This window comes from Rhodococcus sp. IEGM 1351, from assembly GCF_030056875.1.
Taxonomy (GTDB): Bacteria; Actinomycetota; Actinomycetes; order Mycobacteriales; family Mycobacteriaceae; genus Rhodococcus_F; species Rhodococcus_F opacus.
Genome location: NZ_JASHKU010000010.1, coordinates 183221 through 196227 on the forward strand (window position 1 = coordinate 183221; position 13007 = coordinate 196227).

General features: G+C 66.7%; 9 protein-coding genes and 1 pseudogene. 8 read left to right on the forward strand and 2 right to left on the reverse strand.

The features are described 5' to 3' along the window. The 4 genes from QM806_RS19555 (at position 1) to QM806_RS19570 (ending at position 3650) form a co-directional block, all read left to right on the forward strand. Complete coding sequence (locus QM806_RS19555; RefSeq protein ID WP_169694539.1) at positions 1–663, forward strand: 3-oxoacid CoA-transferase subunit B; 663 nt, start codon at positions 1–3, stop codon at positions 661–663. Positions 664–693: 30 nt separating this feature from the next. Continuing rightward, positions 694–2271 carry a long-chain-fatty-acid--CoA ligase gene (locus QM806_RS19560; protein ID WP_169694541.1) on the forward strand — a complete coding sequence of 526 codons (1578 nt, stop codon included), beginning with the start codon at positions 694–696 and terminating at the stop codon, positions 2269–2271. 31 nt (positions 2272–2302) lie between these two features. Next, positions 2303–2689, forward strand: a complete 387-nt coding sequence (locus QM806_RS19565) for a carboxymuconolactone decarboxylase family protein (protein ID WP_169694543.1) — start codon at positions 2303–2305, stop codon at positions 2687–2689. 136 nt (positions 2690–2825) lie between these two features. Further along, positions 2826–3650: an SDR family NAD(P)-dependent oxidoreductase gene (locus QM806_RS19570; RefSeq protein WP_283292515.1), complete on the forward strand. Its 825-nt coding sequence runs from the start codon at positions 2826–2828 to the stop codon at positions 3648–3650. Positions 3651–3840: 190 nt separating this feature from the next. On the opposite strand, the gene QM806_RS19575 is transcribed toward QM806_RS19570, so the two are convergent. Both QM806_RS19575 and QM806_RS19580 read right to left on the reverse strand, forming a co-directional pair. Continuing rightward, the gene (locus tag QM806_RS19575; protein WP_283292517.1) at positions 3841–7125 is read right to left on the reverse strand and encodes a protein kinase domain-containing protein; all 3285 of its coding nucleotides are present in this window, start codon (positions 7123–7125) and stop codon (positions 3841–3843) included. Between the two features lie 478 nt (positions 7126–7603). Next, positions 7604–8647 (reverse strand): AraC family transcriptional regulator, encoded by a 1044-nt coding sequence (locus tag QM806_RS19580; RefSeq protein WP_169694550.1) that lies wholly within the window; start codon positions 8645–8647, stop codon positions 7604–7606. A gap of 125 nt (positions 8648–8772) precedes the next feature. Here QM806_RS19580 and QM806_RS19585 point away from each other — a divergent pair, with 125 nt between their 5' ends. From QM806_RS19585 to QM806_RS19600, 4 genes and pseudogenes are all read left to right on the forward strand, one after another. Beyond that, positions 8773–9468, forward strand: a complete 696-nt coding sequence (locus QM806_RS19585; RefSeq protein ID WP_283292519.1) for a DUF8020 domain-containing protein — start codon at positions 8773–8775, stop codon at positions 9466–9468. A 190-nt stretch (positions 9469–9658) separates the two neighbouring features. Continuing rightward, entirely contained in the window at positions 9659–11356 is a 1698-nt protein-coding gene (locus tag QM806_RS19590; protein WP_169694554.1) for a PHA/PHB synthase family protein, read from the forward strand. 23 nt (positions 11357–11379) lie between these two features. Beyond that, entirely contained in the window at positions 11380–11832 is a 453-nt protein-coding gene (locus QM806_RS19595) for a MaoC family dehydratase (protein WP_169694556.1), read from the forward strand. Next, a pseudogene (locus QM806_RS19600) lies at positions 11829–12549 on the forward strand (alpha/beta fold hydrolase). Before QM806_RS19595 ends, QM806_RS19600 begins: the two are co-directional and overlap by 4 nt. The last annotated feature ends 458 nt before the right edge of the window (positions 12550–13007 follow it).

The following is a 13007-nucleotide window of genomic DNA, read 5'->3' on the forward strand; positions in this document are numbered from 1 at the left end:
ATGACCACAATTGCTGATCCGGCGACCCTCGAGGTCGTCGGCTGGACGCGCGATGAGATGGCCGCTCGGGCGGCGCTGGAACTGTCTGAGGGACAGTACGTGAACCTGGGCATCGGGTTGCCTACGCTGATCCCGAACTACCTGCCGACCGGTGTGACGGTCACCCTGCACAGCGAGAACGGCATCCTCGGAACTGGCGCCTATCCCACCGAGGACCAGGTCGACGCGGACCTGATCAACGCAGGCAAGGAGGCGGTGACCGTCAACCCCGGCGCCTCATTCTTCGATTCCGCGACCAGCTTCGGGATGATCCGCGGCGGCCGTATCGACGTCGCGGTGCTCGGCGGCATGCAGGTCTCCGCCACCGGCGACCTGGCGAACTGGATGGTCCCGGGAAAGATGGTCAAGGGCATGGGCGGTGCCATGGATCTGGTCCACGGCGCCGCCCGAGTAATCATACTCATGGAGCACACCGACAAATCCGGCGCGCCGAAGATCGTGTCGGCCTGCACATTGCCGCTGACCGGGGCAGGCGTGGTACACCGCATCATCACCAACCTCGCTGTCATCGACGTCACCGACAACGGTCTCGTTCTGCGCGAATGCGCTCCCGGCGTGACCCAGACCCAAGTCCGTGCCGCCACCGCCGCCGCTGTCGCGTGACCACCCATTCGAGTCTTGAAAGTGGGCCTGATGCTCAATTTGTGTGTATTGCTTGAAGATTCGGTACGGAGATACCCGGACCGCGATGCGCTTGTACTCGGCGATGAGCGCCACTCCTATGCGGAGCTGAATCGTCAAGCCAATAAGATCGCGAACCTGCTCGTGGCCCGCGGCGTCAAGCCGGGCGACAAGGTCGCGCTGTCCTGCCCGAATCTCATCGAGTTCCCCACGGTGTATTTCGGGATCCTCAAAGCGGGCGCTGTGGTGGTGCCGCTCAACATCTTGCTCAAGGGCCGCGAGGTCGCGTACCACCTCAACGACTCCCAGGCGAGGGCCTACTTCTGCTTCGAGGGCGGCCCCGACCTGCCGATTGGCGAATACGGCCACGACGGCTTCCGCGACGCCCACGGTTGCACAGAGATGTTCCTGCTCACCGCGGACCCGCACGCGCCCTCCCCGATCGCCGGCGTCGAGACAGCTGCCCAGGCCGCCGCGGAGATGGCCGACGAGTTCGAGACGGTGGTGCGCGAGCCCACCGACACCGCGGTGATCCTCTACACCAGCGGCACCACCGGACAGCCGAAGGGCGCGGAGCTCACCCACTCCAACATGGTGCTCAACGCGCTTTCGGCGAATCGCCTGTTAGACAACACGCCAACACAATTCGATGTCTGTCTGGTCACGCTCCCCCTGTTCCACTCCTTCGGCCAGACCGTCAGCATGAACTCCGCGCTCTCTGTGGGCTCGACCCTGGTGTTGATGCCGCGGTTCGAGGCCGCCGCCGCGCTCGCGCTGATGGAACGCGAGGAGATCACGGTTTTCGCCGGCGTGCCCACGATGTACTGGGCACTGCTCGGCGCGCTCGAGGGCACAGGCGCCGACGCGGACGTCGACACGATCTCCCGGAACATGCGCAAGGCGATCTCCGGTGGCGCCGCGCTGCCGGTGGAGATCCTCACTCAGTTCAAGACCAAGTTCGGCGTGCAGATTCTCGAGGGGTACGGGCTGTCCGAGACGTCCCCGCTGGCGCTGTTCAGCGACCCGGAACGCGACCCCCGCCCCGGTTCGATCGGATGCCCGGTCTGGGGCGTCGAGGTGCGGTTGGTGGACCCGAACTGGAACACGATCTCCGGGGAAGTCCAAGTCGGGGAGATCGCGCTGCGCGGGCACAACGTGATGAAGGGCTACTACAACCGGCCCGACGCGACCACCGAGGTCATTGACAACGGCTGGTTCCGCACCGGGGATCTGGCCCGCGTCGACGAGGACGGCTTCTACTACATCGTCGACCGTGCGAAGGACCTGATCGTGCGCGGGGGGTTCAATGTCTACCCCCGCGAGATCGAGGAGGTGCTGATGACCCACGAGTCCGTCTCGCTGGCAGCGGTGGTCGGACTGCCCGACGAGCGGCACGGCGAGGAGGTCAAGGCATTCGTCATCCTCGCGCCCTCGGCGCAGGTGACCGAGGACGAGCTGGTCGCCTGGTCGAAGGCGCAGATGGCCAGCTACAAGTACCCGCGCCGCATCGAATTCGTCGGGGCGTTACCGATGACAGCGACCGGGAAGATCCTCAAGCGCGAACTCGTCCGCTCTGAGGCTGCCCACTGATCCCGCACCACCCCACCGTTTCGGAGGAATGATGACCCAGAACGAAAACAGCCATCCCGTGGTGGAGGCGATGAAGGCCGGCGGCAGCTGGAATCCACTCTGGGATGGGCTCAACGAGATGGACCCCGACTGGACCGAGCTATACATGAAGATGGCGACGGCGCCGTACCGGAGTGGAGTTCTCTCGCCGAAGGTCATCCAGCTGCTGTGCATCGCCGTCGACGCCGCCGCCACCCACATGTACGCGCCGGGGACCAGACGCCACATCCAGGCCGCCCTGGACATCGGGGTGACACCCCAGGAGATCCTCGAGGTGCTCAAACTGTCCACCGTCGTGGGAATCCACTCCTGCAACCTCGGCGTCCCGATACTCGTCGAGGAGATGGCCGCGCACGAGCGCCGTCAGGCGGCCAACTGACCCTGCGGTCAGCCGTCAAGCTGAAGCTGCAGCGGACCGAGTTGGCTGTCGAGAAACAAACGAGTACCGCAGCGCGGCAGGGTCTTCCGGTGTCGAGAACTTACGAGAGCCGGCCAGGAGACGAGAGGAAACCGAGATGAAGCTGCAAGGCAAGGTGGGGGTGGTCACGGGGGCGGCCCAAGGACTGGGGAGGACCATCGCGGTGGCGATGGCCGAGGAAGGTGCGGACATCGTCGCCTGCGACATCCAGGCGGACAAATTGGCGGACGTTGCGGGAGAAATCGAAGCACGCGGCCGACAGTGCCTGCCTGTGAGCTGCGACGTCTCGGACAGCGCCGCGGTTCGAGAGATGTTCGCCCGAACAGCAGCGCGGTTCGGCACCGTGCACGTCCTGGTCAACAACGCTGCTCGGGTACCGAACTCCCCCGCCGAGGAGGAGCGGCGCAACCGGCAATACGCGCACCTGACCACTCCGACGCCGCGGCGGTCCCTCGGTATCACCAGCGACCTCACCGACGAGGACTGGCTCAAGTGGTGGGATGTCAACGTCCACGGAACCTTCTACTGCACGCGGGAAGCGTTGAAGTTCATGCAGGCGCAGCAGTACGGCCGGATCATCAACATCGCGTCGATCGCGGGCATCTCCGCGGCCAGCACTCACAGCCCGGGGTACTCCGCGAGCAAGGCGGCGGTCGCCGGCTTCACCAGGACCGTGGCACTCGATGTCGCCGGCGCCAACATCTGTGTCAACGCGATTGCCTGCGGGGCAGTGATGACACCAACATTCGAGGACTATCTCGCCCGAGCGACCGATCAGCAGAAAAATAGCCTGTACCAGATCATCCCGCTCGGCCGTCTCGGGCGCCCGGACGAGTACGCCTCTCTCGCCGTCTACCTCGCCGGGGACTCTCACTACCTGGTGGGCCAGGTCATCAGCCCCAACGGGGGCGCGGTCATCTGACGGACGGTCCGCCTGATCCCGCAGGCGCAGAAGAAGACCGGGTGATGGAAGTGATTGACTGCCCGCACTCGGTTTGCCGTGTTGCGCTGGGCGGTGTTCGTCGACCTCAACCTGGCCGGAGACACCTGGACTCAGGTCACATCCTCGGTGGGGGCGGCTGCCGCAACCGAGGATGACGTCGAGGTAGCTGTCAGTGCTCGCTTCCCGCCTGCTCCGATACCCATGCGGCGATCTGAGCGCGGGAGGTGAACCCGAGTTTGGCCAGGAGGTGCTCCACATGGCCTTGCGCGGTGCGGGGCGAGATCACGAGTCGGGCTGCGATCGCCTTGTTGGTCAGTCCCTCGGCGATCAGGTCGGCAACCTGCCGCTCCCTCTTGGTAGGTCTCACCGAGGTCCCGGCCGCGGAGGCCGGAGGGGCCGGGGCCCGCTCGCCGAGGCCGAAGGCGACGGCTGCATCGAGGCCTAGGCGCTTGCCCTCGCGGCGGGCCGCCTCGAATCCTCGCTCGCCGAGTGCTCGGCGACTCGACCGCTCGCACTGCTCGTGGTAGGTGCGCAGGGTGGGGAACACGACTCCGACACTGCCGATCGAGTGCCCCAACTCCTCGGCGGCCGCCACCAAGACGGTGGCGCGGTATGCGTCGTGCTCGTCGGCGGCGATCCAGCCCAGTGCGTCGAGGCAGGTGGCGACGGTGCGGGGATTGTTCACCTGCCGGGCCAGCCGCAGCGACTGCCCGAGCAGCCGGGCGGCCCGCACCGCGTCGCCCTGCTGCCACACGGCAATGCCCATGGCCGTCAGCGTGTATGCGCGATACATCGATTCACCGCGTGCTGTCGTGATGGTGAGCACCTGCTCGTAGCAATCGATGGCCTGATCTATTTCGTCGAGGAGGTCGCGGGCCACGCCGAGCAGGTAGAGCGCCCCCACGTGCAGTGGGTGGCCCGTCCGGGTGCCGAACATTTCGAGGGCGCGTTCCAGGCGCGCGGGTGCACGCCGAGGATCCCCGCTCAGCAGTGCGAGTGTGGCGTCGGAGTAGGCGACCAGGGCATGGATCAGTGGGTCGGTCGACTGTTCGGCGAGGGTGCGTTCCTCCTCGACCAGTGCGGTCCCGGTCTCGAAGTCTTTCTGCATTGCGGCGAGCGCACTGTCGGCGTACAGCGCCTTGGCCCTCTCGACGGTCGGCCGCCCGGGATCGTGCGCAAGCAGGCGGTCGAGGTGGTGCCGTCCCTCGCCGAACCAGCCCTGGGAGAGCCAGAACGGGAACAGGGCGGCGGCGATGCGTAGTCCGGTGCCGGGATCGTCCGTCGCGGAGAACTCGAGCGCCTCCCGCAGATTCGACTCCTCCCGCCCGAGCCGGGCGATCCAGTCCAGCTGCCGGGAACTGATCCACTCGGTCTCCGCTGTGAGCGCCAACTTCTCATACCAATCCCGGTGCCGCCCACACAGTTGCAGATATTCACTGCTCTGCTGCAGCTTCTCGCGGCCGTAGTCGCGCAGTGTCTCGAGCATCCGGAATCGGACCACTGTGCCATGTTCTTCCCGGATCAGGATCGACTTGTCCACCAGTGAGGTCACCGCGTCGAGGAGCTCCTCCGGATCCGAGTCACTGCCACAAATCTGTTCGGCGGCATCGAGTTCGAAACTGCCGGCGAACACCGACAACCTCGACCACATCCGTTGCTCCCCTGGTGTGCACAGGTCGTAGCTCCAGTCGAAACACAGCCGCAGAGTTTGTTGGCGTGATGGTGCCACCCGGCTGCCGCGCGTCAGCAGCGCGTACCGGTCGGTGAGCCGGTCCAGGATCTGCTCCGGCGACATTGCCCGCAGCCGGGCCGCCGCCAACTCGATCGGCAGCGGCAACCCGTCCACGCGGTGGCAGATCCCGGCCACCGCGGCCTGGTTGTCCTCGGTCAGCTCGAACCCCGGAACGACGGTGGCGGCACGGTCGGCGAACAACGCTACGGCGTCGTAGCTGGGCAGTCCCGACACCGACGACTGCCGATCCGGGTCGGGCGCCGTCAGCGGTGGTACGCGCAGCACCGCCTCCCCGCCGATCCCGAGGGGTTCGCGGCTGGTCGTGAGAATCCGCAGGCCCGGGCAGGCCTGTAACAGGGTCTCGGCCAGTTCGGCCGCGGCGTCCACGACCTGCTCGCAGTTGTCGAGAACCAGCAGCAACTCCCGCGAGGCCAGGAACTGCAACAACACCTCATCCGACGGTGTGGCCGACCGGTCACGCAACCCGAGCGCCGCGGCCACCACATCGGTCAGCAACGACCCGTCGGACAGTTCACCCAACTCCACCAGCCACACCCCGTCGCCGAACGCTCGCTGCACGCTGTCGGCCGTCCGCACTGCCAGCCGCGTCTTACCGACACCGCCGATCCCGGTCAGTGTCACCAGATGCGAGGCCGACAGCATTGCCTTGGTGTCGGTGAGTTCCCCCCGCCGTCCGACGAAGCTGGTCAGTTCGACCGGCAGATTCCCGGTGGCGCCCCGAATGGCGGGCGGGGTCGGCGGGCGCTGACCGAACGTCGCGCGCCCGGATGACACTGGTGGAACCGGCTGGTGTTCTCGCTGGGCGCCTGGTTCGGCATGTAGGGCCATCTCGTCGACGGGGAAGCCGTTGCCGAGCTGGATCCGCCGCAATTGGTCACCGAGTTCCGCAGCCGAGGGCCGGTCCGGCGGGTTTGCGGCCATTGCGCGTCCGATCGCCGCCGACACGGCGTCGTCGATGCCGTGCTCGCGCAGATCCGGTACCGGCTCGGTGGTGATGGGTGGGAACTCGGTTTCCGCCTGCTCGCCGCTGTGGCGCTCGACGGCGGCGTGCCCGGTCAGGGCGCTGAACAGGACGGCACCGAGCCCGTAGACGTCCGAGGCCGGGCTCGGTGCATCGCCCCGGAGCACCTCCGGGGCGAGGTACGCCGGGGATCCGGTGCCGGTCTCGAGGCTGCGGGAGATGTGCGCGATACCAAAGTCGCTCAGCGCGGGTCCGTCGTAGTCGGTGAGCAGAATGTTCGTCGGCTTGATATCGCGGTGCACAATCCCGAGCTGGTGCGCGGTCTGCACCGCACCCGCTATCTTCACCCCCAGCTGCAGCGACTCGTCCAGCGGGAGCGGACCGTGCCGGCGGATCCGCGCCTCCAGCGAGTCCCGCGGGTGGTACTGCATGGCAATGTACGGCCGACCGGCCTCGGTTGCGCCGACCTGCAGGACGGTGACGATGTTCGGGTGCCCGCTCAGCCGGCCCACTGCGCGCTGTTCCCGGAAGAACCGAGCCCGGTTCATCTCGTCCAGGTCGGGGGTGAGCACCTTCACCGCCACCAGGCGGCCCAACTCGGACTGGATGCAACGGTAAACGACACCGAAGCCGCCTCGCCCGATCTCCTCGGCGTCCTCGAACCCCGCCGCTGTCAGCTCCGCAGCGACCGCTGGGTTCACGTGGTGCTGAGTGGGGAGTGGATCATCATTTCCGGCCATCGGCCACCAGCATTCATCCGGTCCGCGACATCTTCACGGTCGAAACCGTGCGTACTCACCTCGAAAGGTGTGCCCTCAGGATATCGCTGTCCACACCCTGTCCCCCTGATCCTCGTTCGCGAACGAGTTCGAGTCTCTCGGGTTAACGCGGGCCCCGGATCCCCTCGCCCCCGCCCGCGACCAGTGTGGATCGTCGGTCGATCACCGGATTGTGACGTTCCATTTCAAGGCGAGGGCAAGGTGTTCCATCAGCAAAACATCGTCGAGACGCCGCTGAATGACGCCTGGATGCCGACATCGGACGCACGTTCCGGGTAGAAGCCACGCACACCGCAAATAGTCACTCATCAAGGTGTCCCGACCGCGGGCGACCTTGTACAGCCCCGCCGTGGGTAGGTCTACGACGCCAGGATCTTGGCGTCTCGGCGGTGAACTCGTTCTCGGTGAGCACGCTTTGAGCCCGGAGCACGGCGAGCTGCTAACCCGCCGGAAGTCGGTGGATGGGGGTGCCGACCGCGGGCGACGTCGAATCCTGCGCCGCATTCCAAGCCTTCGGGCTGCATCCGAAGCGGTCCTTGAACCATCGCGAGAACGAACTGAGCGCGGAGAAGCCGAGTTCGCCGGCGATGTCGGTCAAGGGACGGTCCTGGCGGGCGACATAGCGTTGCGCCAGGTCGACCCGCACCGAATCGACCAGCGACGAGAACGTCGCGTCCGACCCGGAGAGGTGCCGGTGCAGCGTTCGCCGATCCATGCCGAGGCTGCGGGCGACATACGCGGCCGAGCACCGCTCGGTCGGCAGCAGCGACTCGACCAGGGTTCGGACGCGATCAACGGTGGTCGTGTCCTCGGGCGGGACGAGCGACTCCAGGTACTGCCGGGTGTAGGGCCGCAACAGGGGGTCGGACATCGCGTTGTCGGAATCAAGGTCGCGCGCGTAGGCGACGATCCCGTTGAGGGTGTGCCCGAACTGGATTTGGGAGCCGAGGACGCGGTGGTGTGTGTCGAGGACAGCCGGGGCCTCGTGCACGAAACACACCGTCAGCGGCTCCCAATCGTCGTGGAGCAACTCGCGCAGGATCCGACAGACCGAGGCGACCGCGATCTCGATGCCCTGCCGACCGAACGTGATGCCCGGGGCAGTGTCGACCTGCACAGTGGCCAGGCCGTTCGCTTCGACCAGCCGGGCGCGCAGCGCCTCGTTGTGCAGATTGACATGACGCAGAACCATGCCCAAGGCGCTGCGCACGTCCGGTTCCTCCCGCGCGATCAACCCCACCGGGCCGAGGTTGGACATTCCGCGGGCAGCGGCCAGCCGCAGCCCGAAATCCTCGCACCGGGTTTCGGCGGCGGACAGCTCGAACAGCCGGCTCACCGAGTCGACGGGCAGCCACCCGTCACCGGAACCGAGCGCGGCCGGATCGACCCCGACCGAGCGCATCAACGGGAGAGGGTCCCGCCCCAGCGTCAGCATGAGATCGACATAGCCGTTGAGCACGGCATTGCGCACCAGATACTGCATCCTCACCCTGTCCCAAACAGTCAAACATTCTGACCCGTGCGGTCAATTGTAACCGCCCTTGCTGCGCTAGCGTGATCCGCGTCACCAACCACCGTGCCCACTTACAGAAATGCGTCGGTCCCACCATGAGAATCCGCACCTTCACCGCCACCGCCGTCCTGGCGATCGCCGCCGTCGGCATCACTGCCGGCACTGCTCAGGCCGTCCCCACGACCACCGACGCTCCCGCGAGCATCCAGAGCACCCAGCAGGGAGTCGACTGGACCGTCAACCGTGACGGAAACCGCGTCATCGTTCAGACCACATCCGGAACGTTGGCTACCGAGGGCAACCGCCTGGTGGTCCGCAACGACCAGGGCGTCGTCCTGGAGTCCGTACCGTTGGCACTCGCAGTCGACGGCGCCGTCCACCCCGTCGCCGCCCAGGTTTCGGGCAACAACGCCGTGCTCACCGCCGATACCGATCCCGCCGTCGCGAAACCTGTGCCCAACTACAGAGGGCTTCACGACGTCGATCTTCCTGCCGCGACCCTTGCGGTGCAGCCCCCCATCATGTTGACCTCCGCGATCGGCGGCTTTCTCGGTGCCGCAACGGGCCTGGTCGGCGGCTGCGTGCTTGGCGCCATCGTCGGTGGTGTCGTTTCCGCGCCGGCAGCCATGCTCTTCGGGGCAGGCCCCCTCGCCGGCTGTGTCGGAGGTGCCTTGATGCTCGGCGCCGGCGCCGGGCTTGCGGGCACCGCAATCGGAGGCCTCGGTTCCACCGTGGCGAACGCCCCACAGTTCATGCAACTGCTCAACCAGCCCCCCGCACCCAAGAAATAGACGCCAAGAGAACCCGAGTGGTCCCACTGAAAAACGGGGTCGGACTCGGACAGTGCGTGTGGTGCAGCGAGGTCACTCGCATAAACGATGCCGCTGAAGTCCTGTTCGAGTGGGGACGGACCACGCCTCGACGCACAAACACCCGCTAGAAGCCTGAGCCTTGGCTCACACCGTAACTGAACGGATCTCTGTGACACCTACATCCACGTCGAGTAACCCCGACGAGCTCGCCATTCCCCTCGACCTGCTGTTGACCAACGGCACTCGCGGGTTCGCCGCACGCATGCTGCCGGACCGGTCCTGGATCAGGGCCGCCCGAAGCCTGGTCGATCAGCCACACACCCTTACCCTCCGCGGTGGTGCGCTCCTACGCGAACTGGGCGCGATCGCCGCCGGCACCTCCGACCGCGCACCCGCCAGATCGGACAAACGTTTCGGTGACCCGGCCTGGCAGCAGAACCCGTTGTTGCGGCGCACCATGCAGGCCTACCTCGCGGCCGCCCACACCGCGAACGCACTCTTCGACGACGCCACACTGGACTGGCGCGACGCCGAGAAGATCCGCTTCGTACTCGACAACATCCTCGAAGGAGCCGCCCCGACCAACAATCCACTCCTGAGCCCCTTGGGATGGAAGGCGATGATCGACACCGGCGGCCTGAGCGCCGTGCGCGGTGTGCGCACCTTCGCCCGCGACATGCTCGCCAGCCCGCGCGTGCCCGCCATGGTCGAACCGGACGCGTTCTCGGTGGGCGAAACCGTGGCCACCACGAAGGGCGCGGTCGTGCTGCAAACCAGGGCCTTCGAGCTGATCCACTACGCACCCCAAACCCCGACGGTGCACGCGACTCCCCTGCTGATCGTGCCCCCGGTCATCAACAAGTACTACATTCTCGATATCGCCCCAGAGCGGAGCCTGATCGAATACCTGGTACGGCAAGGACAGCAGGTCTTCACCATCTCGTGGCGCAATCCGCAGGCCCGCCACCGCAATTGGGGAACCGACATATACGGTGCGGCGATCATCGAAGCCCTCGACGCGATGCAGACCGTCACCGGCATCGACAGTACGCACCTGCTGGGAACCTGCTCGGGCGGGATCCTCGCAGCCATGACGGTCGCCCACCTGACCGAGATCGGCCAAGGCGACCGGGTCGCGGGCCTGACTCTCGCGGTCACCGTCCTGGACCAAACACGGGCCGGGTTCGCATCAGCCGTCATGAGCGAACGCGCCGCCAGCGCCGCGATCCGTGCGTCCGCGTCCAAGGGTTACCTCGACGGCCGCGCGATGGCCGAGATGTTCGCCTGGTTGCGCCCCACCGACCTGGTGTGGCGGTACTGGGTCAACAATTATGTGCAGGGCCGCCACCCGGCACCGTTCGACGTGCTGTTCTGGAACGCCGACACCACCCGGATGGCGGCGGCGCTGCACCGCGACCTCGTGCTGCTCGGCGTCCGCAACGCGCTCACGGTACCGGGGGCGGTGAGCATGCTCGGCACCCCCGTCGACCTCGGGAAGATCACCGCCGACGCGTACGTCGTCGGGGGCATCGCCGACCACATCAGCCCATGGCAATCCACCTACCGCAGCGCCCGCCTGCTCGGCAGCAAGGACAGCCGATTCGTACTGTCATCAAGCGGTCACATCGCATCAATGGTGAACCCGCCCGGCAACCCGCGGGCGTCATTCCGGTTCGGGCAGGCCGACGCGGACACGGCGGACGCCTGGATGGCCTCTGCTGAGCAGGCGGCGGACTCGTGGTGGCCCGACTACGCACGGTGGCTCACCGACCGCAGCGGCCCCGACATCGACGCGCCCGGTGCCCTCGGCTCCCGCGAGTACCCGCCCCTCGCGCCGGCTCCGGGCACCTACGTCCATCAGAGCTGACATCCACACTCGAGGGAAGAACGATGAGCACTCATCTCGCGGAACCGGCCGATCTGCTCGGACTGATCGGACAAACGGTCGGCATCACCGAGCCCTACTACCTCACCCAGTCCCAGATCAATCGATTCGCCGACGCCACCGGTGATCACCAGTGGATCCACACCGACGTCGAACGCGCGGCACAAGGCCCCTTCGGTGGCACGATCGCACACGGATACCTGACGTTGGCGCTGACACCACTGGTACTCGCCGAGGTCCTCACCATCGACAACGTGACGGCCGCCCTCAACTACGGGCTGAACAGGGTGCGGTTCCCGGCGCCGGTCCTGGCCGGCTCCCCGGTCCGCGCCACGGTGGCCGTGACCGGCGCGGAGCAGAAGCCGGGAGGCGTCGAGGCGGTGTTCGGGCTGACGTTCACGGTCGACGGTGCCGAACGACCGGCCTGCATCGCCGACGTCGTGGTGCTGTACCGGTGACCGTGACCGAGCTGTTTGACAACCGCCGCCGGTCCGACGTGACGATCCTCGCCGCCGGCGGCCAGCGGATCCGGGTCAGCGTGCGCCGCGGTACCGGAGTCCCGCTCGTGCTGTGCAACGGGATCGGCGCCGGACTGGAGGTCCTCGACCCACTGGTCGCCGAACTCGACCCGAACACGACAATCATCCGTTTCGACGTGCCCGGGGCCGGCGGGTCCCCGGCCTCGCTCGTGCCCTACGGGTTTCCGTACCTCGCCTGGGTTCTGGGCCGGCTGATCGATCACCACACTCGGCTTCGACGTCGTCGACGTGCTCGGGTTGTCGTGGGGCGGCGCCCTGGCACAGCAATTCGCACTGCAGAACCCCCGCCGCTGCCGTCGACTCGTTCTCGTCGCCACCGCAACCGGGGCACTCATGGTGCCGGGCCGTCCACGGGTCCTGGCGAAGATGCTCACCCCGCACAGGTTCACCGACGCCGACTACGCCGCGTCAATCGCCGGCGAGGTGTGGACCAGCCTGCCCGTGCTACCCCTGATCCGGCAACGGACACTGATCGTCGCGGGCACCGACGACCCGATCATCCCAGTCACCAACGCCCACATCATGAAGACACTTCTCCCACACGCCATATTGCACACGCACGCGGGCGGCCACATCGACCTGCTCACCAACGCGACCGAACTCGCCCCGGTGATCGAGACATTCCGTCATACCTAGAGAACCTTCCGGTTCGGGTCGCACTCTGCGGGCTTTCCCACAGTGACACCTCTGGCCGGGAGTTTACGGACAACAAGAGGATGCATCGGCCGATTCTGGTGGTCGCCGTGACCGCGATCCCGGAGATCATTACCATCGACGTCCTACGCTCAGATCAATCCGGGCAAGCCCTTGCCGGCCGCGACCTGCAACAGATGCTACGCACAGGCCTCGGCGCGGCCGCAGCGTCACTGCCGACCCCGGCACCATCCGCTGCCCCACCAAAGACTTCCACCGTCTCCACCAACGCCGGAGCCGCCGAAACCCTGCCGGTTATCCCTGCGCGCGGACGAGTGGCTGGAGTGTCATTACGTCGAAGCCCTCGTGCAGGGACACCCCCACCATCCGCGGGCCGCGCATCTGCCCGCGGAAGCGGATGTCTCAACCGGATACCGAACCAGAGAGGGTGCGGGGGCTGG

Bases quoted from the DNA above. Each gene is read 5' to 3' on its own strand.
- QM806_RS19595 (WP_169694556.1), top strand. From the start codon at position 11,380: ATGAGCACTCATCTCGCGGAACCGGCCGATCTGCTCGGACTGATCGGA.
- QM806_RS19585 (WP_283292519.1), top strand. From the start codon at position 8,773: ATGAGAATCCGCACCTTCACCGCCACCGCCGTCCTGGCGATCGCCGCC.
- QM806_RS19555 (WP_169694539.1), top strand. From the start codon at position 1: ATGACCACAATTGCTGATCCGGCGACCCTCGAGGTCGTCGGCTGGACG.
- QM806_RS19560 (WP_169694541.1), top strand. From the start codon at position 694: ATGCTCAATTTGTGTGTATTGCTTGAAGATTCGGTACGGAGATACCCG.
- QM806_RS19575 (WP_283292517.1), bottom strand. From the start codon at position 7,125: ATGGCCGGAAATGATGATCCACTCCCCACTCAGCACCACGTGAACCCA.
- QM806_RS19570 (WP_283292515.1), top strand. From the start codon at position 2,826: ATGAAGCTGCAAGGCAAGGTGGGGGTGGTCACGGGGGCGGCCCAAGGA.
- QM806_RS19580 (WP_169694550.1), bottom strand. From the start codon at position 8,647: ATGCAGTATCTGGTGCGCAATGCCGTGCTCAACGGCTATGTCGATCTC.
- QM806_RS19565 (WP_169694543.1), top strand. From the start codon at position 2,303: ATGACCCAGAACGAAAACAGCCATCCCGTGGTGGAGGCGATGAAGGCC.